The sequence below is a fragment of the Streptomyces sp. NPDC043726 genome (genome assembly GCF_056436565.1).
In genome coordinates this window covers 139,405-163,340 of the sequence record NZ_JBWKCI010000006.1, presented here as the reverse complement: position 1 = coordinate 163,340, position 23,936 = coordinate 139,405, and the positions used below count along the sequence as shown (strand labels likewise).

The 23,936-nt window shown below is 71.3% G+C and carries 19 protein-coding genes; 15 read left to right on the top strand and 4 right to left on the bottom strand.

Annotation, left to right across the window (positions count from 1 at the left end; genetic code table 11):
- Positions 1-19 precede the first annotated feature (19 nt).
- The 12 genes from AC068Z_RS18975 (at position 20) to AC068Z_RS18920 (ending at position 13,617) form a co-directional block, all read left to right on the top strand.
- On the top strand, positions 20-2,041 hold the full coding sequence (locus AC068Z_RS18975) for a beta-galactosidase (RefSeq protein WP_478556634.1): 2,022 nt from the start codon (positions 20-22) through the stop codon (positions 2,039-2,041).
- Between the two features lie 425 nt (positions 2,042-2,466).
- Positions 2,467-4,026 (top strand): glycoside hydrolase family 53 protein, encoded by a 1,560-nt coding sequence (locus AC068Z_RS18970; protein ID WP_478556632.1) that lies wholly within the window; start codon positions 2,467-2,469, stop codon positions 4,024-4,026.
- A gap of 229 nt (positions 4,027-4,255) precedes the next feature.
- On the top strand, positions 4,256-4,543 hold the full coding sequence (locus tag AC068Z_RS18965) for an ArsR/SmtB family transcription factor (protein ID WP_478556630.1): 288 nt from the start codon (positions 4,256-4,258) through the stop codon (positions 4,541-4,543).
- 13 nt (positions 4,544-4,556) lie between these two features.
- Positions 4,557-5,519, top strand: a complete 963-nt coding sequence (locus AC068Z_RS18960) for an SMP-30/gluconolactonase/LRE family protein (protein ID WP_478556628.1) — start codon at positions 4,557-4,559, stop codon at positions 5,517-5,519.
- A gap of 61 nt (positions 5,520-5,580) precedes the next feature.
- Entirely contained in the window at positions 5,581-6,033 is a 453-nt protein-coding gene (crcB, locus tag AC068Z_RS18955) for a fluoride efflux transporter CrcB (protein WP_478556626.1), read from the top strand.
- Positions 6,030-6,380 carry a fluoride efflux transporter CrcB gene (gene crcB, locus AC068Z_RS18950; RefSeq protein ID WP_478556624.1) on the top strand — a complete coding sequence of 117 codons (351 nt, stop codon included), beginning with the start codon at positions 6,030-6,032 and terminating at the stop codon, positions 6,378-6,380. Before crcB (AC068Z_RS18955) ends, crcB (AC068Z_RS18950) begins: the two co-directional genes overlap by 4 nt.
- Positions 6,381-6,444: 64 nt before the next feature.
- On the top strand, positions 6,445-7,281 hold the full coding sequence (locus tag AC068Z_RS18945) for an undecaprenyl-diphosphate phosphatase (protein ID WP_478556622.1): 837 nt from the start codon (positions 6,445-6,447) through the stop codon (positions 7,279-7,281).
- A 144-nt stretch (positions 7,282-7,425) separates the two neighbouring features.
- Positions 7,426-8,112 carry a FadR/GntR family transcriptional regulator gene (locus tag AC068Z_RS18940; RefSeq protein WP_478557265.1) on the top strand — a complete coding sequence of 229 codons (687 nt, stop codon included), beginning with the start codon at positions 7,426-7,428 and terminating at the stop codon, positions 8,110-8,112.
- Between the two features lie 166 nt (positions 8,113-8,278).
- Positions 8,279-9,301: an asparaginase gene (locus AC068Z_RS18935; protein WP_478556620.1), complete on the top strand. Its 1,023-nt coding sequence runs from the start codon at positions 8,279-8,281 to the stop codon at positions 9,299-9,301.
- A gap of 115 nt (positions 9,302-9,416) precedes the next feature.
- Positions 9,417-10,844, top strand: a complete 1,428-nt coding sequence (gene aspA / locus AC068Z_RS18930) for an aspartate ammonia-lyase (protein WP_478556619.1) — start codon at positions 9,417-9,419, stop codon at positions 10,842-10,844.
- 28 nt (positions 10,845-10,872) lie between these two features.
- Positions 10,873-11,814 carry a glutaminase gene (locus AC068Z_RS18925; protein ID WP_478556617.1) on the top strand — a complete coding sequence of 314 codons (942 nt, stop codon included), beginning with the start codon at positions 10,873-10,875 and terminating at the stop codon, positions 11,812-11,814.
- Between the two features lie 165 nt (positions 11,815-11,979).
- Complete coding sequence (locus AC068Z_RS18920; RefSeq protein ID WP_478556615.1) at positions 11,980-13,617, top strand: right-handed parallel beta-helix repeat-containing protein; 1,638 nt, start codon at positions 11,980-11,982, stop codon at positions 13,615-13,617.
- Positions 13,618-13,701: 84 nt separating this feature from the next.
- Here the strand turns inward: AC068Z_RS18920 and AC068Z_RS18915 are convergent, their stop codons facing one another.
- From AC068Z_RS18915 to AC068Z_RS18900, 4 genes are all read right to left on the bottom strand, one after another.
- Complete coding sequence (locus AC068Z_RS18915) at positions 13,702-15,135, bottom strand: UDP-glucose dehydrogenase family protein (protein WP_478556614.1); 1,434 nt, start codon at positions 15,133-15,135, stop codon at positions 13,702-13,704.
- Positions 15,136-15,189: 54 nt separating this feature from the next.
- Positions 15,190-16,212 (bottom strand): UDP-glucose 4-epimerase GalE, encoded by a 1,023-nt coding sequence (gene galE, locus AC068Z_RS18910; protein ID WP_478556612.1) that lies wholly within the window; start codon positions 16,210-16,212, stop codon positions 15,190-15,192.
- Positions 16,213-16,247: 35 nt separating this feature from the next.
- Complete coding sequence (locus tag AC068Z_RS18905) at positions 16,248-18,137, bottom strand: glycosyltransferase family 2 protein (protein WP_478556610.1); 1,890 nt, start codon at positions 18,135-18,137, stop codon at positions 16,248-16,250.
- 108 nt (positions 18,138-18,245) lie between these two features.
- Complete coding sequence (locus AC068Z_RS18900; RefSeq protein ID WP_478556608.1) at positions 18,246-19,346, bottom strand: UDP-glucuronic acid decarboxylase family protein; 1,101 nt, start codon at positions 19,344-19,346, stop codon at positions 18,246-18,248.
- Between the two features lie 251 nt (positions 19,347-19,597).
- Between AC068Z_RS18900 and AC068Z_RS18895 the strand changes: the two genes are divergently transcribed.
- The 3 genes from AC068Z_RS18895 (at position 19,598) to AC068Z_RS18885 (ending at position 23,861) form a co-directional block, all read left to right on the top strand.
- Positions 19,598-20,896 (top strand): tetratricopeptide repeat protein, encoded by a 1,299-nt coding sequence (locus AC068Z_RS18895; RefSeq protein WP_478556606.1) that lies wholly within the window; start codon positions 19,598-19,600, stop codon positions 20,894-20,896.
- A 197-nt stretch (positions 20,897-21,093) separates the two neighbouring features.
- A complete protein-coding gene (gene mptB, locus AC068Z_RS18890) occupies positions 21,094-22,488 on the top strand; it encodes a polyprenol phosphomannose-dependent alpha 1,6 mannosyltransferase MptB (RefSeq protein WP_478556604.1) in 1,395 nt (464 codons plus the stop codon).
- On the top strand, positions 22,485-23,861 hold the full coding sequence (locus AC068Z_RS18885; protein WP_478556602.1) for a glycosyltransferase 87 family protein: 1,377 nt from the start codon (positions 22,485-22,487) through the stop codon (positions 23,859-23,861). Before mptB ends, AC068Z_RS18885 begins: the two co-directional genes overlap by 4 nt.
- Positions 23,862-23,936 lie beyond the last annotated feature (75 nt).

Genomic DNA, 23,936 nt, shown 5'->3' with positions numbered 1-23,936 from the left:
ATTACCCGGGAGAGATTCCATGCCGGAGACCACCCCCAAGGGCCTCACCAGGCTCGCCTTCGGTGGGGACTACAACCCCGAGCAGTGGCCGGAGAGCGTCTGGCACGAGGACGTCCGGCTCATGCGGGAGGCCGGCGTCACGATGGTGAGCACCGGGATCTTCTCCTGGGCCCTGCTGGAGCCCTCACGAGGTGTCTACGACTTCGGCTGGCTGGACCGCCTGCTGGACCTGCTGCACGAGAACGGCATCCGCGTCGACCTCGGCACGCCCACCGTCGTCCCGCCGGTCTGGTTCTACCGCGAGCACCCCGACGCCCTGCCGGTCACCGCCGACGGTGTCCGCCTCGAGTTCGGCTCACGCGGCGCCATCTGCCACAGCAACGCCGACTACCGCGCCGCCGCCGCGAACATCACCACGCAGCTCGCCGGCCGCTACGCCGACCACCCCGCCCTGGCTATGTGGCACGTGCACAACGAGTACGGCGTCCCCGTCTCCGCCTGCTACTGCGACTCCTGCGCCGCCCACTTCCGCCGCTGGCTGCGGACGGCGTACGGCAGCGTCGAGGCGGTCAACGAGGCCTGGGGCACCGCCTTCTGGGGCCAGCGCTACACCGACTTCGAGCAGATCAACCCGCCGCGCACCACACCCACCGTCGGCAACCCCGCCCAGGCGCTGGACTACCGGCGCTTCGCCGACGCCACCATGCGCGAGAACTTCGTCATGGAACGCGACATCCTGCACCGCCTGACCCCCGGCGTCCCGGTCACCACCAACTTCATGACCGCCCTGAGCCAGTGCGACTCCGTCGACTACTGGGCCTGGGGCCGCGAGGTCGACATCGTCACCAACGACCACTACCTGATCACCGACGGTCGCCGCACCCACGTCAACCTCGCCATGGCCGCCGACCTGACCCGCTCGGTGGCCGGGGGAGCGCCCTGGATCCTGCTGGAGCACTCCACCTCGGGCGTCAACTGGCAGCCCCGCAACCCCGCCAAGGCCCCCGGCCAGATGGCCCGCAACTCCCTCGCCCACGTGGCACGCGGCTCCGAGGGCGCCATGTTCTTCCAGTGGCGCCAGTCCCGGCGCGGCGCCGAGAAGTTCCACTCCGCGATGGTCCCGCACGGTGGCACCGACACCCGCGTGTGGCGCGAGGTCGTCGAGCTCGGCGCGTCCCTCGACTCGCTGAGCCCGATCCGCGGCACCCGCACTCGGGCCGACGTGGCGGTGCTCTGGGACTGGCACTCCTGGTGGGCGCAGAACCTCGACTGGCGGCCCAGTGAGGACCACGACCCGCGTGAGCGCGCGGACGCCTTCTACGAGGCCCTCTACGACCGCCACCTCACCGTCGACTTCGCCCACCCCGAGGCCGACCTGTCGGGCTACCCCCTGGTCGTCGTCCCCGCCCTCTACCTGATGACGGAGGCTGCCGGGAACAACCTCAAGGAGTACGTCGAGAACGGCGGCACCCTCGTCGTGTCGTACTTCTCCGGCATCGTCGACGAGCACGACGCCGTGCACGAGGGCGCCTACCCCGGCGCGCTGCGCGACGTCCTCGGGCTGACCGTCGAGGAGTTCTCGCCGCTCCTCCAGGGCGACACCGTCCGCATCACCGGACCCGACGGCTCCGAGCTGACCGGCGATGTGTGGAGCGAGTTCGTGGTGCCCGGCGAGGCCGAGACGGTGTGGACGTACGCCGACGGACTCACCGCGGGCCGCCCCGCGGTCACCCGGCACCGGCTCGGCGAGGGCACCGCCTGGTACGTGTCGACCCGCCTCGACCCGCACGGCCTGGACGCCCTGCTCGGCTGGGCCGCGGAGGACGCCCGGATCGCGCCGCGCGCCGACCTGCCGCACGACGTCGAAGTGGTGCGCCGCACCGGCGAGTCGGGCACTTACCTCTTCGCGATCAACCACAGCCCGTCGGACGCCAAGGTCCCCTTGGAGGCGTCCGGCACCGAACTCCTCACCGGCGAACGAGCCGCGGGCCGCCTCGAAGTCCCCGCGGGGGCCGTGCGGGTCGTACGGCTCGACGGCTGAACGAGCCGCGGGCGTACGAGCCGCGGGCGTACGGGCCGCGAGTGCCCGCGGGAGCCTGTCGAGTCGTACCGCTCGACAGGCTCAGTGAGCCGTGGACTCGTTCGCAGGGCCCGCGAGGGCCGTGCGGGACCCGGGGCCGAAACGCCACAAGGGCCGTTCGGGTCCTATGCCGGACTGCCCGCAAGAACCGCCAGGGTCCTATGCCGGACTGCCCGCAAGAACCGCCAGGGTCCTACGCCGGACTGCCCGCAAGAACCGTCAGGGTCCTCCCGCCCCGACGGCTGAATCCGACTCCCCTTCGCCCGCGCGTGCCACGAGAGCCGTGGGCGGAGGGGGCCCCTCGGAGCCTGTGTCAGCAGGCTCGTACCGGCCGCTCGGCGAGGGGCACCCCATCCCCATTCATGTCGAAGGGACGACGGACGAAGATGTTCCATCCCAGACGCACCCTCAGGGCCCTGCTGCTGCCGCTCGCCGCCGGGCTCGCCCTCACCGCCCTGCCCGCGCAGACCGCCCAGGCAGCCAGCACCCTCACCAACGGCGGCTTCGAGTCCGACGGCGCGGGCTCCGCCACCCCGGCCGGCTGGTCCGAATACGGCTCCACCGGCGCCTCGTTCAGCGAGGCAGGCGGGCACGGCGGCAGCTACCGGCTGAGCCACTGGGCCTCCTCCGCCTACAAGGTGGAGACGTACCAGTACCTGTCCGGGCTGACCAACGGCAACTACAAGCTCACCGCCTGGGTCCGGTCCGGCGGCGGGCAGAACTCCGCCTACATAGCCCTGAAGAACTGCGGCGGCACCGAACAGCGCACCAACCTCCCGGTCTCCGCCAGTGGGTGGCTACGGATCGTCGTGCCGGTCAGCGTCACCAACAACCAGTGCACGATCAGCGTCTACAGCGACGCCAACGCGGGCAACTGGATCAACGTCGACGACCTGACCTTCGCGTCCGGCACCGGCGGTACGACGATCAAGGGCTCCGACGTCTCCTCGATCGCCAAGAGCGAGGCCTACGGCGGGACTTACAAGACAAGCTCCGGCACGACCGCCGACCCGCTCGCCGTGCTCAAGTCCGCCGGGCAGAACTACGCCCGCCTGAAGGTCTGGGTGAACCCGGCCGACGGCTACAACAACAAGGCCCGCGTCCTCGCCATGGCCAAGCGGATCAAGGCGCAGGGCATGAAGCTGCTGGTCGACTTCCACTACTCCGACATCTGGGCCGACCCGGGTGCCCAGTCCAAGCCGGCCGCGTGGGCGGGGCACACCTACAGCCAGCTGAAGACGGACGTGTACAACCACACGTACGACGTCCTGAACGCGCTGAAGGCGCAGGGCACGACGGCCGACATGGTGCAGGTGGGCAACGAGATCAACGGCGGCATGCTGTGGTCCGAGGGCTCCACCGACAACTGGTCGCAGCTGGCCGGGCTGCTCAACTCCGGCTACGACGCGGTCAAGGCGGTCAACTCCTCCACCACCGTCGCGCTGCACCTCGCCAAGGGCGGTGACCTGGCGGGCACTCGCTGGTGGTTCGACAGCGCGGTCGCCAACGGAGTGAAGTTCGACGTCATCGGCCTGTCGTACTACGGCTACTGGCACGGCACGCTCTACGACTTCCAGACCACCCTGGACGACGCGGCCGCCCGCTACGGCAAGCCGGTCTTCGTCGCCGAGACGGCCTACCCCTTCCGGCTGGACAGCGAGGACTCGCACGAGAACATCATCGACCTCGACAGCGAGCTGGTCTCCGGCTACCCGGCCACCACGGCGGGCCAGACCCGGTGGATGAACGACATCGCGAGCATCGTCGAGGCCGTCCCGAACGGCCGCGGACTCGGCGTCTTCTACTGGGAGTCGACCTGGACCGCGGTCACCGGCAACGGCTGGGACCCGACCGACGCCTCCTCCGGCAACGGCTGGGAGAACCAGGCCCTGTTCGGCTACGACGACAAGGCGCTCCCGGCGATGGCGTGGTTCAGCCACCGCTGACCCCGCTCTGACGAACAGGGCCCGGCCGCGGGAACGTGCGGCCGGGCCCTGCTCGTCGCCTCAAAAGCCGTGCGGACCCGGCCCCGATCTTCCCGCACGAGCCGAACGGCTGTGTCTCGTACGAGAGTTCGGTACCGGCCAAGACGCGGAGAGTGCCGGACATGTCGGCATCGGCTGCGGGACAGTGGGAACACGCGCTGTCGAGGAGGAATCGGACGGAGGGTACGCGATGTTGAGGACTCCGGTGGGCGAAAGGCGCCTGGACATACTGGAGTGGCTGAAGGATCCGCCCGCGCACTTCCGGCCCGTCCGCCATGGCGACCTCGTCGAGGACGGCGTCACCTCCGACGCCGTCGCCGAGAAGCTGGGGGTCCCCCGTCCGGTCGCCGACACCCATCTGAGCCTGCTCGCGGCCATCGGTCTGCTGCGCACCCGTCGCATCGGGCGCCGCACCTACTACCGGCGCGACGAGGTACGCATCGCCGAGGTGGCGCGCATGTTCGACAAGGGCTGGTAGGGAGAGGACTGCGATGGACCGTCCCCGGACACTCGTCCCGCACCGGTGCGTCGCGATCGGCGGCCGTGGCCCCGAGGACGTGGTCGCCGACGCCCGCGGCCGGGTGCTCACCGGCGTCGCGGACGGCCGCATCCTGCGCCTGGACGGCCTGACCGATCCCGAGGACGCCCGCGTCGAGACCCTCGCCCACACCGGTGGCCGCCCGCTCGGACTCGAACTCCTCCCCGACGAAGCCCTGTTGGTGTGCGACGCCGAACGGGGCCTGCTGCGCGTCGACCTCACCGACGGTTCCGTCCGCGTGCTCGTCGACTCGGTGGCGGGGGAGCGGCTGCGGTTCTGCAGCAATGCCGTGGCCCTCGCCGACGGCAGCGTCTGCTTCACCGTCTCCAGCCGCCGCTACCCCCTGGAGCAGTGGATCGGCGACATCACCGAACACACCGGAACGGGCCGCCTGCTGCGCCTCGCGCCCGGCGAGGACAGCCCCGAAATCCTTCTGGAGGGCCTGCAGTTCGCCAACGGCCTCGCCCCGAGCGCCGACGAGTCCTTCCTGGTCGTCGCCGAGACCGGTGCGTACCGCCTCACCCGCTACTGGCTCACCGGCCCGAAGGCGGGGCGGTCGGAGCCCTTCGCCGAGAACCTCCCCGGCATGCCCGACAACCTCTGGCGCGGCGCCCCCGACGCCCCCTTCTGGGTCGCCCTGGCCGGCCCCCGCGTTCCGCCCCTGGACCTGCTGCACCGCGCCACACCCGCCGTCCGCCGCGCCGCCGCCCGCGTCGCGGTCAGCGCCCCCTTCCGCCCGACCGGCATGATCGGCGCCCTGGCCTTCGACGACACCGGCGCCACCGTCCATCACCTCACCCACGGCAGCTCCCCCTTCCGCATGGTCACCAGCGTCTGCGAGGCGGGTGGCCACCTGGTCCTGGGCAGCCTGTGGGAGCCCGGCGTGGCCCTGTGCGAGCCGCCCGCCCCGAAGTGACCCGGCGTTACCCTGTTGACCGGCCGTGACCGGACACGGCCACGGCAGGAGACGTACGACCATGACAGCCTCGGATACCGAGACGCCCGGCGCCCGCGCAGGACGCGTCGGCGAGGCGTCCGTCGTGGCCGCGGTCGCCGTCGGCGGAGCCCTCGGCGCCACCGCCCGCTACGCCCTGACCCTTTGGTGGCCCCTCCAGCCGGGCGGATTCCCCTGGGCGACCTTCTGGACCAACGTCGTCGGCTGCGCGGTCATCGGCGTGTTCATGGTGCTCATCAGCGAGGCGTGGTCCCCCCACCCCCTCCTGCGCCCCTTCTTCGGCACCGGCGTCCTCGGCGGCTTCACCACCTTCTCGACGTACGCCGTCGACATCCGAAAGCTCTTCGGCTCCGGCCACCCTGGCACGGCCCTGGCCTACCTCGCCGCGACCCTCCTCGGCGCCCTCGCGGCGGTGTGGCTCGCGACCCTCGCGACGCGCCGCGTCCTGCGGCGGAGAGGTGAGAAGTCGTCGTGAACTGGCTGCTGGTCGTGACGGGCGCCATGATCGGCGCCCCGCTGCGCTATCTCACGGACCGCGCTCTGCGGCGGCGCCGCTTCCCCTGGGGCACCTTCACCGTCAACGTCACCGGCTGCCTGGCCCTCGGCCTGCTCACCGGAACCGCCGACTCCCACCTCCAGCTGCTGCTCGGCACCGGTCTGTGCGGGGCACTGACGACGTACTCCACTTTCTCGTACGAGACCCTGCGGCTGGCCGAGACGGGGGCGGGGCTGTACGCCGTCGCCAACGTCGCCGGGAGCGTGACGGCGGGCCTGGGCGCCGCCTTCGCGGGGGTATGGCTCGCCGGGGCGGTGTGGGGTTAGGGCGGGTCACACCGGCGGGCTGTAGGACTGTGAGCCGTACCGCCCCTCCCGAGAACTGGACCCCATGAGCGCCATCACCGTCGGTCAGGCCATCGTCCTCGGAGTCGTCGAGGGGGTGACCGAGTTTCTGCCCGTGTCCTCCACCGGCCATCTGAAGATCGTCGAGGGATTGATGGGGATCGACGTCGACGACCACGCCGTCATCGGCTTCACCGCCGTCATCCAGGTCGGCGCGATCGCCGCCGTCCTCGTCTACTTCTTCCAGGACATCGTCCGGATCGTCTCCGCCTGGCTGCGCGGGCTGCGCCACCCGGAGGAACGGGACCACCACGACTACAGGTTCGCCTGGTGGGTCATCTGGGCGACCATCCCGGTCGTGATCGTCGGACTGGCCGCGAAGCCCCTGATCACCGGGCCGCTGGCCTCCCTGTGGGTGGTCGCGGCCTCGCTGCTCGGCGGCAGCGCGGTGATGTGGGTGGCCGACCGGATCGGACGGCACAAGCGAGGGGAGGACGACACCTCGTTCAAGGACGCGATGCTCGTCGGCAGCTCACAAATCCTCGCCCTGCTCTTCCCCGGCTTCTCCCGCTCCGGCGCCACCATGTCCACGGCCCTCTTCCTCGACCTGGACCGGCTCGCGGCCACCCGGCTGTCGTTCTTCCTCGGCATCCCCGCCCTGACCGGCGCCGGGCTGTACGAGCTCAAGGACGCCCTCGGCGCGGGGGCGGGCACGGCGCCGCTGATCGTCGGCACGCTCGTGTCCTTCGTCGTCGCCTACGCCTCCATCGCCTGGCTGCTGCGGTACGTGGCGAAGCACACCTTCGACGCCTTCGTCGTCTACCGAGTCGCCGTGGGCCTGCTGCTCTTCGCCCTGCTCGGCACGGGAGAACTCACCAGCTGACGGCGAATCGGCCTTCATCACCGCAGTGCGCTGAAACTCTCCTTTCGGCCGCCTTGACAGGGCCCTCCCGCCACCCGGATCATCACCCCCGTGAACCTGTCAGACAGCCGGACAGCCGGACAGCCTCCCCGGCGCGTCAGCGCCATGGAGGCCGTGCTCGCTCACCTGCGCGCCGCCATCGAGCGCGGCGAGTACGCCGTGGGCGACAAGCTCCCCTCCGAGGCGGAGCTGTGCCGCACCCTGGAGATCAGCCGCCCGGTGCTGCGCGAGGCCCTGCGGGCCCTGCAGACCATGGGCCTGACCGTCTCCAAGACCGGCAAGGGCACCTTCGTGGTCGCCAGCACCGTCGAGGACCCCACCTTCGGCGACTACGCGGCCAGCGACCTGCTGGAGGTGCGTCGGCACGTCGAGATCCCGGTCGCCGGATACGCGGCGGTGCGTCGCACCCCGGAGAACCTCGACCACCTGGCCCATCTGCTCGACCGTATGGAACGCGAGACGGACACCACCGCGTGGGTCGCGATGGACACCCTCTTCCATCTCGCCGTGGCCGAGGCCGCCCAGAACCCGGTCTTCCGCCGGGTCATCGAGGAGATCCGGGACGCACTGGCGCGTCAGTCGGCCTTCCTCAACGAGCTGGGCGGCCGCCGTGAGCAGTCCAACCGCGAGCACCGGGCCATCGTCGAGGCGCTGATCGACGGGTCCGAGCACGACGCGGTGGAGGCCATGTCCCATCACCTCGACCGCGTCGAGACCACCCTCACCGACATCGTGCGCCCGTCGCGCACGCCGCGCACGAGCAGCACCACGGAAGGCGGGCTGGAGCGTTGAGCGAGCCGTCCCTGCGCGAAGGTGTGCAGAAACGTTCCAGCCATGTGAACGCCGCAGCCGCGGGCTCCAGCAAGTCCTCCCGCCGTCGCGGCGCGGGCTCCGAAGTGCCCAAGGCCGTCGCGTGAACCGCGCCCCGGCCACCACCCACCCCGAGAATCAGGCAGTGATGCACAGCAGTTCCCTCGCGGACGCCTCCCTCGTCCGTGAACCCCTCCACGCCCCCGTCGCCCACCTCATCCGCGGCGGGGTCGTGGAAGGGATCCACTACGGTTCGGTCGTCGTCCTCGGATCCGAGGGCGAGGTCCGCTTCCAGCTCGGCGACATCGAGGCCGCCTTCTATCCGCGGTCGGCGCTGAAGCCCGTCCAGGCCGTCGCCATGGTCCGCGCCGGGCTGCCCCTCGACGGTGAGCTGCTCTCCCTCGCCGCCGCCAGCCACTCCGGCGAGGAGCGGCACCTGGAGGGCACCCGGCGGATCCTGGAACTGGCCGGCGTCTCCGAGGGCGACCTGCGCAATGTGCCCGACATGCCGTTCGACCCGGTCGTACGGGACGCGTGGGTGCGCGAGGGCCGGCTGCCGTCGCGGCTCGCCCAGAACTGCTCCGGCAAGCACGCGGCGATGCTGTACACCTGCCGGTTGAACGGCTGGCCGCTGGAGGGGTATCTCGACCCCGGGCATCCGCTTCAGCAGGCCATCGCCGAGATCGTCGAGGACCTCACCGGGCAGCGGATCGCACAGGTGACGGTGGACGGTTGCGGGGCGCCGCTGTTCGCGGTGTCGCTGCACGGTCTGGCTCGGGCGGCGGCGCGGATCATCACGGCGGCGCCGGGTACGCCGGAGGCCCGGGTCGCCGATGCGATGCGTCGGCATGCGGAGATGGCCTCCGGGTCCGGGCGGGACGTGGCCGCGCTGATGCGGGCGGTGCCGGGGCTGCTGGCGAAGGACGGCTTCGAGGGAGTGCAGGTCGCTGCGCTGCCTGACGGTCGGGCTGTTGCCGTGAAGATCTCGGACGGGGCGAATCGGGCGCGGGTCCCTGTCGGGGCGGCGGCGTTGGCGTGGGCCGGGGTCGATCCTGCGTTGCTCACCGAGTTTCAGGGTGAGGCGCTTCTTGGGGGTGGGCGGGCTGTGGGGTGTGTGCGGCCTGTTCGGTCGCTGGAACCTGTTGCTGTTGCTGTTGCTGGGTGCGCCTAGGGATCTGCCGCATTTCTTGTCGCGCGGCTGCCGGTGCGCTGCGGCTGGTCGCGCAGTTCCCCGCGCCCCTTCGGGGCGCTCACCCTCACCCTTCTTGACATAGGACTCCTTCCTCATGACCCTCTTCACCCGTCGCGAACACGATCTGCTCGGTGACCGTGACGTCCCCGCCGGTGCCTACTGGGGTGTTCACACCCTGCGGGCCACCGAGAACTTCCCCATCACCGGTACGGCCATCTCCGCGTACCCGCACCTCATCGACGCGCTGGCCGCCGTGAAGGAGGCCGCCGCTCTGGCCAATGAGGAGCTGGGGCTGCTGGAGTCGGAGAAGGCCGCCGCGATCGTCGCCGCCTGCCGGGAGATCCGTGGCGGCAAGCTGCACGACCAGTTCGTCGTCGATGTCGTTCAGGGCGGGGCCGGTACCTCGACCAACATGAACGCCAACGAGGTCATCGCCAACCGGGCGTTGGAGCTGCTGGGGCACGAGAAGGGGCAGTACGGGCACCTGCACCCCAATGAGGACGTCAACCTCGGGCAGTCGACCAATGACGTCTACCCGACCGCCGTGAAGATCGCGACGGTGTTCGCGGTGCGCGGGCTGCTCAAGGCGATGGCGGTGCTGCAGGACTCCTTCGCCCGCAAGGCCGTCGAGTTCGGCGATGTGCTCAAGATGGGCCGTACGCAGTTGCAGGACGCGGTGCCCATGACGCTCGGGCAGGAGTTCTCGGCCTACGCCGTCATGATCGACGAGGACCGTCACCGTCTCGACGAGGCGGTCCAGTTGATCCATGAGATCAACCTGGGGGCCACGGCCATCGGCACGGGACTCAACGCCCCCGCGGGATACGCCGAGTCCGCCCGCCGTCACCTCGCCTCGATCACCGGGCTGCCGCTGGTGACCGCCGCGAACCTGGTCGAGGCGACCCAGGACTGCGGTGCGTTCGTGCAGATGTCGGGCGTGCTGAAGCGGATCGCGGTCAAGCTCTCGAAGAGCTGCAACGACCTGCGGCTGCTGTCCTCCGGTCCGCGGGCCGGACTCGGTGAGATCAACCTGCCGCCGGTGCAGGCCGGTTCGTCGATCATGCCGGGCAAGGTCAACCCGGTGATCCCGGAGGTCGTCAACCAGGTCGCCTTCGAGGTGATCGGCAACGACGTCACCATCACCATGGCGGCGGAGGCCGGCCAGCTCCAGCTGAACGCGTTCGAGCCGATCATCCTGCACTCCCTGTCGGAGTCGATCACGCATCTGCGCGCCGCCTGCCTCACCCTCGCCGAGCGCTGCGTGGACGGGATCACCGCCAACACCGAGGAGCTGCGCCGGACGGTGGAGAACTCCATCGGCCTGGTCACCGCTCTCAACCCGCACATCGGGTACACGGCCGCCACGGACATCGCCAAGGAGGCTCTGGCCACCGGTCGAGGGGTCGCCGAACTCGTGCTGGAGAAGGGCCTGTTGCCCGCCGAGACGCTCGCCGATCTGCTGCGCCCGGAGATCCTCGCGGGGAGCGGCTCGCCGCTCGTCCGACCTGCCCCGGCCCGCTGATGCGCGCCAGGACCGGCCCGGAGGCACAATGGTGATCATGAGTGTTCCGCCGTCGTCCCAGACCTTCCTGCCGGTCCTGGAGAACATCGCCGACGAGATCGGGCGCACCCCGGGCCGGGGCCGGGCCGCCGACTACATCCCGGCGCTCGCGGCCTGCGACCCGCGCAGCTTCGGCATGGCCGTCGCCGAGCTGGACGGGACGGTGTACGGGGTGGGGGAGTGGCGCGAGCCCTTCTCCACCCAGTCCATCACCAAGGTCTTCACCCTCGCGCTGGACCTGGCCCGCGAGGGCGACGAACTGTGGGAGCACGTGGGCCGCGAGCCTTCCGGCAACCCCTTCAACTCACTGGTCCAACTGGAGTACGAGAACGGCATCCCGCGCAACCCGTTCATCAACGCCGGCGCCCTCGTCGTCACCGACCGCCTCCAGACCCGTACCGAGGACGCGGCGGGCGAACTCCTCGCGTTCCTGCGGGCGGAGAGCGGCAACGAAGGGCTGGACTTCGACCAGGAGGTCGCCGCCTCCGAGTCCGCGCACGGCGACCGCAACGCCGCCCTCGCCCACTTCATGGCGTCGTACGGCAACATCGACAACGACGTGCCGGCCCTGCTCGACCAGTACTTCCGCCAGTGCTCGATCCGCGCCTCCTGCGCCGACCTTGCCCTGGCCACCGGTTTCCTGGCCCGGCACGGAGTCCGCGCCGACGGCTCCCGCCTCCTCACCCGCAGCCAGGCCAAGCAGGTCAACGCGGTCATGCTGACCTGCGGCACGTACGACGCGGCCGGTGACTTCGCCTACCGCGTGGGCCTGCCCGGCAAGAGCGGCGTGGGCGGCGGCATCATCGCGGTGGTCCCCGGCCGCTGCACGCTCTGCGTCTGGAGCCCCGGCCTGGACGAACGCGGCAACTCGGTGGCGGGGGTGGCGGCCCTGGACCGCTTCACGACGCTCACCGGCCTGTCGGTGTTCTGAGAAGACACGGGTGACGGCACTGTCGCGCCTCTATGAGTGATTCACCCTTTTTCTGAGACTGTGTCACTAAATCTGCTCAGAATGGCACGGGTATGTCCTTAAGGGGTGCGCTTGAACGCGGTGAAGCGGAGCCGGGTGACGAGTACTGCCGCAGGAATCTCGGCGGTGGTGCTTCTGCTGCTGACGGGTTGTGAGATGCCGGGCGTCTACCGGCCCGCGCGCCCGGCCTCGGGCGGTCCATACACCTTCTACGTGAGTCCCGACGGCGACAACGACAACGACGGCCTGTCCCCGGAGAAACCATGGCGGACCCTGGACCACGCCAACAGCGTCCGCTACCGGCCCGGTGACCGGCTCCGGCTGGAGGGAGGCGAGCGGTTCCGCGGCAGCATCACGCTGGGCGAGGACGAGGCGGGCAACGCCAGGAACGCGGTCGTCATCGAAACGTACGGCACCGGCCGCGCCACCGTGCTGCCGCGCGGCAGGTCCGCCATCACCGTGCACGACACCGCCGGGGTGGAGATCAGGAACCTGTCCCTCGTGGGGGACCGCAAGGCGCGGCGAGAGGGCGTCGGGATCGACGTCCGCACCACGCTTCCGGGCACGCGCAGGCTCAGCCACGTCACGATCTCGAACGTCGAGGCCAAGGGATTTCAGAACGGCATCAGCTTCGGAGCCGAGAAGGGCGCGGTCGCGGGCTTCGACGACGTACGGATCTCCGATGTGTCGGTGCACCACAACCTCGAGAGCGGACTCGCCTTCTACGGTCCCGAGTTCGAGGCCGACCGCCCCGCCTACGCGCACGAGGGCCTGCGCATCGAGCGCGTGAAGGCGTACGCCAACACCGGCGACCCCGAGAGCGACGACCGCAACACCGGAAGCGGCATCACGCTCGGCAGCGTCGAGAACGCCCGGGTGAGGCACTCGGTGGCCCACGACAACGGGTCGCGCTCGGCCGCCGACGCCGAGGAGGGCCCCGAGGGCATGTGGGTCTACGACTCCACCGAAGTCGTGCTGGAGAACAACAGGTCGTACCGCAACCGCACCGGATCGCGGGTCGACGGCGGCGGCTTCGGCCTCGACAACAACGTGTCCTCCTCCGTCATGCAGTACAACCTCGCCTACGGCAACGACGGACCCGGCTTCCTCGTCTACTCCGGGCAGTCGACCGGCGCCCACCGGGACAACGTCGTCCGCTTCAACATGAGCTGGGACGACGCCCGGAAGCTGCCCGAGTACGGCGGCATCGTCGCCTACGGCACACGGATGATGGACCTGGAGATCTACCACAACACGGTGGTGATGCGTTCGACGGGCCTGGCCTCTGCGGAGGCGGCCGGGAGCCGGCCTCCGGCACTGCGGCTGCGCGACGGCATGCGGGGCGTGCGCGTCCGGAACAACATCCTCGCGACTGACGGAGGCCCTGTCGTGGTGACGGAGTCGGCGTACGACCCGAGCAGGATCCTGCTCCAGGGCAACAACTACTACAGCACGGGCCCTTGGTCGCTCCAGTGGGGTCCGCAGAGCTTCACGTCGCTGGAGGAGTGGCGCCTCTCCTCCCAGCAGGAGTTCCTCTCCGGTGAGCCGACCGGCACCACTGACGACCCGTGCCTGACCGGTCTCGCGGTCCCGGTCACCGATCGGGTGCGCGCCGGGAACCTGGTGCCCCGCTGCCAGGTCGAGGCGCCGGCGGTCGTAGGCCCGCAGACCCTGGGCCCCGAACTCGGTGGCGCCGACTACTTCGGCAAGGCCCTCCCGCCGTCGCTGACGGCCGGAGCCGCGCAGCTGGGCACCACTCCCTGAGCGGGGCGGGCGGCCCCGCATGACTCTGCCCTGCTCTCACGGTCGAGGATCGTGGCAGCAGGGCAGAGGCGTTTCGGGGAGGGGCTACGGCGTGCCCGCCGGCAGCGCCGGGGCCGTCTCGGCGCGGTGCGCCGGTACGGTCTGCGACGCGATCGTGGTCCGCAGCGGCTCGGCCACGGGGACGCCCGGCAGGCGGTCCGCCGGGGTGGGCCGGCCCAGCGCCCGGACGGTCCAGCCGGCGGTCCGCCACTCGTCGTGCGGGAGGGCGTTGCGCGCGTCGATGAGGAGCGGTCGGCTCACGATCAGGGCCAGCTCGGTCGGGTCCAGCGCGCCGTAGTGGTCCCACTCGGTGAGGTGCAGCACGATGTCGGCGCCCTGACAGGCGGTCAGCAGCTCCGAACCGCAGTGCAGTTGAGGGTGGGCGAGCCGAGCGTTGGCGGCGCCCACCGGGTCGTGCACACGGACCTCGGCACCCTCCAGATGCAGCGCCGACGCGACGGCCAGCGCCGGAGAATCGCGTACGTCGTCGCTGTTCGGCTTGAAGGTGGCGCCCAGGACGGCGACCCTGCGTCCGTCGAGGTCGCCGCCGACCATCTCACGCGCGAGCGCGACCGTCCGGGACCGCTGCCGTTCGTTGATCTCGTCCACCTGGCAGAGGAACGAGACCGCCGGGCCGACGCCCAGCTCCTGGGCGCGGGCGGCGAACGCCCGGATGTCCTTGGGCAGGCAGCCGCCGCCGAAGCCCAGGCCCGCCCTGAGGAATCGGCGACCGATCCGGGGGTCGTGCCCGAGGGCGTCGGCGAGCGTGACGACGTCCGCGCCCGCGGCGTCGCAGACCTCCGCCATCGCGTTGATGAAGGAGATCTTCGTGGCCAGGAAGGAGTTGGCCGCGACCTTGACGAGTTCGGCGGTGTTCGGGTCGGTGCTGATGTACGGCACGCCCGCCTCCAGCATCGGCGCGTACACATCGCGCAGCAGGGCGTCCGCGTCCGTGCTGGTCACGCCGACGACGAGACGGTCCGGACGCAGGGTGTCCTCGACGGCGAAGCCCTCCCGCAGGAACTCGGGGTTCCAGGCCACCTCCGCCCGCGCCCCGGGCGGGATCAGCCCCGCGATGCGGTCGGTCAGGCGCGAGGTCGTGCCCACCGGAACGGTGGACTTGCCGACCACCAGACAGCGCGCGGTCAGGTGCGGCGCGAGCCCGTCGATCACGGCGTCCACATAGCGGAGGTCCGCCGCCCGGCCGTCGGTCCGCTGCGGAGTGCCGACGCACAGGAAGTGGACCTCGCCGTGCGCCGCGGCCTCGCGCAGGCTGGTGGTGAAGCGCAGCCGACCCGAGGCCAGCGCCCGGGTCAGGACCTCGTCGAAGCCCGGTTCGTAGAAGGGGGCCCGGCCTTCGGCGAGTGCCCTGATCTTCTCGGCGTCGACGTCCACTCCGAGGACGTCGTGCCCGATGTCGGCCATGCACGCGGCGTGCACAGCTCCTAGGTATCCCGTACCGATGACGGTCAACCGCATGCTTGGTTCTCCTGTCTGGAGCAGAGAGGTTGGTGAGATGGCGTACGGGACGTGTCAGGGGCCGTAGCCATACGGGTTGTGCTGCTGGAAGTTCCAGGCGTCGCGGCACATCGCGGCCAGGTCGCGCTGGGCGGTCCATCCCCACTTCGCGGTGACCTTCGCCGGATCGGCGACGAGTTCCGCGACGTCGCCGGGGCGGCGCTCGGTGATGCGGTAGGGGATCGGCTTTCCGGAGACCTCCTCGAAGAGGCGCACGAGGTCGAGGACGGACGCGCCGTACCCGGTGCCGAGGTTGAAGACCCGCATGCCGGGCTCGTCGTCGATGTGGTCCAGGGCGACCCGGTGTCCCTCGGCGACGTCGACGACGTGCAGGTAGTCGCGGACCCCGGTGCCGTCCGGCGTCGGGTAGTCGTCACCGAAGACGCTGAGCTCCTCGCGGCGCCCCACGGCGATCTGGGTGAGGAACGGCATGATGTTGTTGGGTACTCCGCGCGGGTCCTCGCCGAGCAGGCCGGTGGGGTGCGCGCCCGCCGGGTTGAAGTACCGCAGCGCCAGCACCCGCAGTTCGGGCACGTGCCGGCACTGGTCCGCGAGGATCTGCTCGCAGGTCCACTTGGTGGTGGCGTAGGGGTTGGTGGGCGCGGCCGGGGACTCCTCGGTCAGCGGGACGGTCGTCGCGTCGCCGTAGATCGAGCAGGACGAGGAGAAGACCAGCCGGTGCACGCCGTGGTCGTGCATCGCCGACACCAGTGCCGTGGTGCCGCCCACGTTGATGTCGTAGTACGTGAGGGGGATCCGGACCGACTCGCCGACGGCCTTCTTCGCGGCGAAGTGGATCACCGCGTCGATCGGGTGGCGGGAGAAGACCGCGTCCAGGGACCGCCGGTCCCGTACGTCCGCGACGTGGACCGAGGCGAGTGGACGGCCCGCGATCTTCTCGACGCGTTCGAGGGCTACGGGCGAGCTGTTGGAGTGGTCGTCGAGCACGACGACCTCGTGGCCGGAGCGGAGGAGTTCGACACAGGTGTGACTGCCGATGAACCCGGCGCCCCCGGTGACCAGGACCGTCTGGGACACGTGGAACCTCATTTCTCGATCGGCCGAGGAGGCCGTCACCAGGCGATGAAGCCGGTGAGATAGGTGGGGAAGACGAAGGCCGCCAGGGCCAGGGGAAGCAGGGACACCAGGCCCGCGCCGAGCGGAAGGGCGGCTGTGCCGAGGGCACGGAAGAACGAGGCGCCCGTCGCGCGCCTGGTCTCCCTGACGTGCAGGGCGCCGATCGCGAGCGTGGTGGCGGCGTAGGAGGCGGCACCGAGGAGGCACAGGAAGACGTAGCCGACGGCGGGGCCGGTGAACTGGCCGACGAGGGCGGAGCCCGACAGGAAGAGCGTGATCAGCAGGTACGGAGCGATCGTGCGCAGCGGCAGCGGCTCCAGTCCGTCCCGCTTCTTCGGGGTGACCTTGAAGGTGATCTGGCGGGGGCGCAGCTTCTGCACGACGGCGGCCAGCACGCCCCAGGCGACGTAGGGCCAGCGGGAGAGCCCGAAGAGCCAGATCTCCCAGCTGAAGATCGGCGCGTCCTTGGGACGCAGCAGACCGCGGCGGCGGCACAGCAGGGTCAGCAGGATCAGCCAGACGGACATGCTCCAGAAGTGCCCGAGGAACTCCAGGTAGTTGACGTTGATCCAGGGAGCACCCGTGACGGCGGCGATCGGCGGCAGGAGGATGCCCATGATGGTCGCCACGGCCAGCAGCGGGTAGTACATCAGCGCGGCGCCGAAGCGCAGGCGCAGCTTCAGCGGCATCCGGCCGAGGTGGCGCGGCAGCATCCCGAGCAGCATGACGGCGAGACTGCGGGACCACTGGAACTCCTGCGTGATCATCGCGCCGAAGGTGAGCGGACCCTCGCCGTGCGCTTCGGCGTCGATCGCGAAGGCCCCCTGCCAGCCCGCCGAGTTGAGCAGGAACGTGGTGGAGAAGTCCTCCGCCAGCTCCGGGCCGAGGCCACCGATGTCCCGCAGCGCCTGAGTGCGTACGGCGTAGTGCGAGCCGATGCAGACGGGGGCGAGCCCGGCGGAGTGGCCCAGTTGCACCGGTCCGTGGAACATCGCCTCGCGGTGCAGCCGGCCGCGGGCGGCCCAGGACTCGTCGGCGTTGGAGTCGCAGATGCTGGGAGCCGCGACGTAGCCGATGCCCGGATCGGCGAAGGGACGGACGACCTCGGCGAGGTACCCGGGGCCGGGAACGTGATCGCAGTCGAGCTGGGCGACCACGTCGTAGTGGGCGTAGCCCCAGTGGTCGTAGAAGAAGGCGAGGTTGCCCTCCTTGCACCGGGTGCGGCGCGGCCACTCGGCGCGGTGGTAGTCGGCGCGGCCGCGGCGGCAGGAGACCTGTACGCCGTGGGCCCCGCACCACTGGAGGATCTCCTCGGACGGGTCCTCGTCGCACAGCCAGACGTCGTAGACGTACGGGAAGTTCTGGCCGAGCATCGCCTCCAGGGTGGTGCGGGCGATGTCCCAGCCCTCCGACGGAGCACGGGTGACCACGAACGCGGTGCGCAGCGCCGGCACCTCGACGGCCGGATTGACGCGCCGGATCCGGAGCAGCGCCACGAGGAAGTGCATCGGCAGGTAGGTCAGGTACAGCAGCAGCGCGCTGTTGATGACGAGGCCCGGCCAGCCGATGCGGTGGGAGGGCTGGAGCCACCAGACCCAGAACCAGACGAAGCAGGCGCTCCAGCCGAGGGACAGGAACACGACGAGCAGGCGGTCGAGGCGCGAGAACGCCCGCACGTGGCTTGAGGGGCGGACGTTGTGCCCGCGCGTCGGTCTCGCGAGGCGTGGGCCCTCCGGGCTGATGGACGCCACGGCGCCGCCGGACAGGTAGCGGATCTGTTCGCCCAGCTCGGCCCACTCCGCAGGGGTGCCGGGAGCGGGTGTGGGATGCGGGGGACTCGGGACAGTACGGGTCCCTCGGACGGGACCCTGCTCCAACGACGTCATGACAGCGAGTTCTCCGGGCGGCGCGACAGCGGGCCGTTGCGTGTCGGGGACGGGGAGGGAGGCAGCGGGCCGCGTCGGGTCGGGTGCACCCGCGCGGCCCGGTGCGCGTCAGTTGTCGGCAACGGAGGGGGGTGCGGACACGGCGCCGGCCGGCAGGCCGGTGGCGGCGGTCGCCGGGCCGGGGATCGTCTGGGCGGTGCCCACGGGGATCGCCGCGGTGGTCAGCGGGACCGTCTCGTCCTGGCCGCCGCGGATCGCGGCGGCCGAGGCGCCGAGCCGGTCCGGGCGGGCGCGGAAGTAGGCGACGGTCCGGCGCAGGCCCTCGGTGATGTCGATCTCCGGCTGCCAGCCCAGCGTCTCCCGGGCCCGGGTGATCACCGGGCGGCGGCGGACGGGGTCGTCGACGGGCAGCGGGTGGTATTTCACCGGAGAGGAGGATCCCGTCATCTCCCGCACGATCTGGGCGAGTTCGGAGACCGTGCGCTCGACCGGGTTGCCGAGGTTGAAGGGTCCCAGCTCCGACGAGTCCAGGAGCGCGACGAGACCGCGGACGAGGTCGTCGACGTAGCAGAAGCTGCGGGTCTGCGTGCCGTCACCGTAGATGGTGAGCGGTTCACCGGTCAGCGCCTGGGTGATGAAACTGGACACCACACGGCCGTCGTGCGGTCGCATCCGCGGTCCGTAGGTGTTGAAGATCCGGGCGATGCCCACGTTGACGCCGTGGGTGCGGCGGTATGCGGCGGACACCGCTTCCGCGTAGCGTTTCGCCTCGTCGTAGACGCTGCGGGGCCCGATGGAGTTGACGTTGCCCCAGTAGTCCTCCTGCTGCGGGTGGATCAGCGGATCGCCGTAGATCTCGCTGGTCGACGCGAGGATGAAGCGGCAGTTGTGGCGCCGGGCCAGGCGCAGGGCGTTCTCGGTGCCCCGGCTGCCGACGGCGAGGGTCTCCAGCGGCTGGCGCAGATAGTCCGGCGGGGAGGCGGGGGACGCCAGGTGGGCGACGGCGTCGACGCGGCCGTGGATCTCCACGGACACGCTGACGTCGGCGTGGTGGAACTCGAAGTTGGGGTCGGACAGCAGATGTGTGATGTTCTCGGGATCGCCTGTCGAGAAATTGTCGAGGCACACGACCGAGTCTCCGCGCCGCAAGAGCGCTTCGCACAGGTGAGACCCAAGGAAACCACCGCCACCGGTGACGGCAACGCGCATCTGTTTCTCCCGGATTGAGAAAGCGAAATGGCCAAACGGCTCGGCGAGTGGGGGTTCTCTCCGATGACGCAGGGTGAGCATATGGACATATGTAGTGTTTTTCCGTGGTGCAATACCGGAAGTAGGCCATCTGGCCGACGCGTCCTGGAAACACTCACCGATCCCCGGGCGAAACACCGGGCGCGAGACGGCGTCTGAGCAGCCGTCAAATGCGGTTGATCGCGGGCTCGGCCGCGGGAGAGGATCGCCGCATGTTCTCGCGCAAGCCTCGCCGCCCCAAATCCCCCGCACTTCTCAAGGCCTGGGAATCCCTGGATTCCGGGGACATACCCGGCGCGCTGCGGCAGTTGCGGTCCGGTACCGACGACCTGCCGCTCGCGGAAGTGGCGCTCGTCGTCGCCCGGGCCGCCGAGGCCGCCGGTTTCGACGACCTGAAGAGTGCCGCCGACGCCCTCGCCGCCCGTCCCGACAGGCCGCAGGAGCTCTACGACTTCGGGTACGCGTGCGTGGAGCGAGGAGTCGCCCATCTGGCGGTCCCCGCGCTGCGGGAGGCGCTGCGGCTGGTGCCGGGATCCACGGCCGCGCTGCGTGAACTGGTCTCCGCGTACGAGCGCGAGGAGCGGCACGGCGAGGCCGTGGAGGTGCTGGCCGCGCACGAGAGCGAACTGGCCGACTGGCCCGACCGGTATCTGCTCGTCCACAACGCCCTCATGGCCGGCGACCTCGAACTGGCCCGTCGCCAGCACGCCCTGCTGGCCGAGCCGGAGGACCCGCAGTGGGAACCCGCGCGGGCCCGCCAGAACCGCATGCTGGAGCGGGCGGCGCGTGCGGCCGGTCCGCTGGACCGCACCGATCTGCGCGGGTGGCAGTACGTCCTGGGCGGCACCGTCCTCGGCACCCTGTCCCCGTACGGCTTCGGCGCGGGCATGAACGGGCGGTACGCGTGGCTGCAGGACACCTACGACCAGTGCCTGCGCGGACTGGTGCGCCTGAAGGCGGTGCTCGAGGCGGCAGCGGTCCGGCCGACCTCCGTCTCCCTCCTGCCCGACCGGAACAGCCGCATCCTCGGGCTGGCCGCGGCCGAGGTGCTCGGACTCCCCGCGGTGGACTTCGAGCCCGACCGGACGGACACCGTGGTCGTGGCGTACGACCTGAACGACGTGGCCCCCGAACTCGTCGGCCGGCTCTTCGCGCGTACGTCCGGGCAGGTCCTGCACGAGCACGCGGGCTGCTGGACCGACGCCCCGGCCGTGACCCCCGACAGCGTCACGCTGCTCCACCAGTCGGCGACGGCGCCCTGGGAGGGCGTGCTGCGCCAGTCGGAGGACGGCGGAGTCGAGCGCTCGGCGCCGGACGGCCGCCCCGAGGCGGAGATCGCCGCGGACATCGTCGCCGCCGACCCCGCCCCGGACGACGGCGACGGCGAGACCCCCGCGGACCCGGACGAGCGACTGACGGAGTTCGTCACAGCCGTACGCGACACCTGGCTCCAGGGCGACCGCGCCCACCTGCCGTCCTCCGGACCGGTCCCCAGCTCCCGCTTCATCTGAGCGGCACCGAGACGGTATCCCCGCGGCGGCGATCGTGCGGCGAGACCAGGTCAAGCGGCCCGCCTGGGCGCCGGTCGGCGGCGATGCGAACAACAGCCCTGCATCAGCCACGCACCCGACACACTCAGGCTTCCCTCCGGAGGTCCCCGCGTCGATTTCCGGCCACCCGGAGTTGACACGCTGACCGAGTGTTGGCCATGGCTTTTCCCGTCGATCTCCGCCGCTGCCAGGTGCTCGGCCTTGCCGGTACCGCCGTTCTCGCGGCAGGCGGCGGAACCGCAGGAGCGCTCCCCGTCCGGGACCTCCTCGCTCCGTCCTCCGCCGAGGCCGCCCTCGGGCTGATCGGCGTGTACTTCGGCGTCGTCCTGCTGATAGCGGCGTGGGCGCTCCTCGGCCGCCTGCTGCTCGGTGACGAGCCGCCGGCACCGCGCGCCCTGCTGGTCACGCTCGCCGTGTGGGCGGTCCCGCTGCTGCTCGCACCGCCGCTGTTCAGCCGGGACGTCTACAGCTACCTCGCGCAAGGCGCCATGGTGGACGCCCACATGGACGTCTACGCCCACGGCCCCGCCCACCTCGGCGGCCCGCTCGCGGAGGAGGTCGCCCCGCTCTGGCAGCACACCGGAGCGCCGTACGGGCCGGTCTTCCTCGCCCTGGCCTCCGCGCTGTCCGCGCTCACCAGCGGTGAACTGCCCGCCGGCCTCTTCGGGATGCGTGTGGTCGCCCTGCTCGGGGTCGCCCTGATGGCGGCCGCGCTGCCCCGGCTGGCCCGGCACAGCGGCGCCGACCCGGCCGCCGCGCTGTGGCTGGGCGCCCTGAACCCGCTCGTCCTGCTGCACCTGGTCGCGGGCGCCCACAACGACGCTGTCATGCTCGGCCTGCTCGGCCTCGGGCTGGTCGCCGCGCTGGGCCGCCGGCCGGTGCTGGGCGCCGTACTCGTCACCCTGGCAGCCCTGGTCAAGGCACCCGCCGTGCTCGGCCTGGCCGCGGTGGTCGTGCTCCAGGTCCGGGCGGGCCACCGTCCGGCCAAGGCCGTCCTGACGACCACCGCCGCGGCCGCCGCCACGACGGTCGCCGCGACCACCGTCGCCGGAACCGGATACGGCTGGATCGGCGCCCTCAACACCCCGGTCTCCCCGCAGAACTGGGCGCTCACCAGCCTCCTCGGCCGCGCCACCCGCGCGCTGCTGGAGGGGCTCGGCAGCGACCTGGCGCCGCTCGCCGTACCCGCCTGGCACGCGTTCGGCATTGTCATCGCCGTGGCGGCCATCGCCGTCATATGGCTACGGCTCAGGCTGCGCCCGGTGTACGCGCTCGGCCTCAGCCTCGCCGCCGTGGCCGCCTTCGGCCCGGCGATCCGCCCCTGGTACGCCCTGTGGGGGCTGTTCCTCATCGCCGCCGCGGCGCCCAGCGCCTCGATACGGCACCGGGTGGCGGCCGTGACGGGCGTACTGGCGCTGGCCACGCTGCCCAGCGGTGGCCCGGCGGACGCCGGTCAGCTGGTGCTCGCGGTCTCCGGCGGGGTGCTGGCCGTGGTCGTGCTGTGGCAGGCCCACCAGGCGGAACTCGCGCCGGCCTGGGGGCGTACCGCATGAGACTGCCCTCGACCGACCGCGGCCGGCTGCTGCTGGTGCTCGTCCTCGCCGCCGCCGTGACCGCGTTCACCGCGACCGTGCCGCTGCTGCGCGACTGGTTCGACCTGCGCGTCTACCACGGCACCGTGGACACCTGGGTCCACCACGGCGGCCGTATCTACGACTACCTGGTGCCCGGTACGACGTACGGCTTCACCTACCCGCCGTTCGCCGCCGTCGCGATGCTGCCCATGGCCCTGCTGGGCCTGCCCGCCGCCATCGCCGTCGCCCTGCTGCTCAATCTCGCCGCGCTGGCGGTGGTGCTGCGCATCCTCGCCGGACGGGACTGGCGGCGCCACGGCTGGTTCGGCGTCGCCCTCGGAGCCTGTGCGCTGGCGCTGTTCGAGCCGTTGCGCGACACCTTCAGCTTCGGCCAGGTGAACGTCCTGCTGCTGGCGCTGGTGCTGACGGACGCGTGGCTGCTGGCCACCGGCCGGGAACGCTGGGCGGGGTTCGGGATCGGCCTCGCCGCCGCGATCAAGCTCACGCCCGCCATCTTCATCGGGCTGCTCCTGCTCTCCCGCCGCTGGCGGGCCGCGGGTGTCGCGACGGCCGTGGCCCTCGGCGCCACCGCCTTCGCGGCCTGGGTGACCCCGGGCGCCTCCCGGTTCTACTGGACGCAGGCCCTGTGGGACACGACCCGGATCGGCCGCCTGGACTACGTCTCGAACCAGTCCCTGCAAGGCGTCCTGGCCCGGCTCGGTGAGACGGACCGCCCGCTGTGGGCGGTCGCCGTGCTGCTGGTGCTGTGCGTGTGGGCGTGGCGGGCGGGCCGGGCGGTCGCCGCGGGGGAGTGGATCGCGGCCTTCGCCCTGACCGGCCTGACCGCCTGTCTGATCAGCCCGATCACCTGGGTGCACCACCTGGTGTGGCTGCTGCCCGCCTTCGCGGTGCTGATCCGCGCCGGGCACCCGCGCGTCGCGGGAGCCCTGTACGCGGTGCTGTGCACGAGCGTGGTGTGGCTGTGGTTCGACGACTCCTCCGGCATCGACGGGTTCCTCGGCTCCAACACCTACGTCTGGATCACGCTCGGTCTGCTGCTGTGGCTGCCGGTGGGCCAGATCCCCGCCGGACGTCAACTTCCCGCCGTACGGCTCCTTCTGGGGCGGAGCGTCACCGCGACGGCACCCGCGCCGAGCCCGGCGGCGCCCGCGACCATACCGGCCTCGGCCCAGCCCGGTCCCTCGGCGGCCGGCGTCGGCGCGGCGGCCGAGGTGGACGCCGGCTCCGGGCCTGGGCGCGGCTTGGCTCGCAGCGCGTCCAGCGAGCCCACCGGGTCGACCCGGTCGGCGGCGGCGAATCCCCAGTCCAGCAGCTCCCGAGCCTCCTCGTAGACGGCGCGGCCGCCGCCGTACTGCGGGTTCATCACCGTGACGACGAGCGTGCGGCCGCCCTGGCGGGCGGCGGAG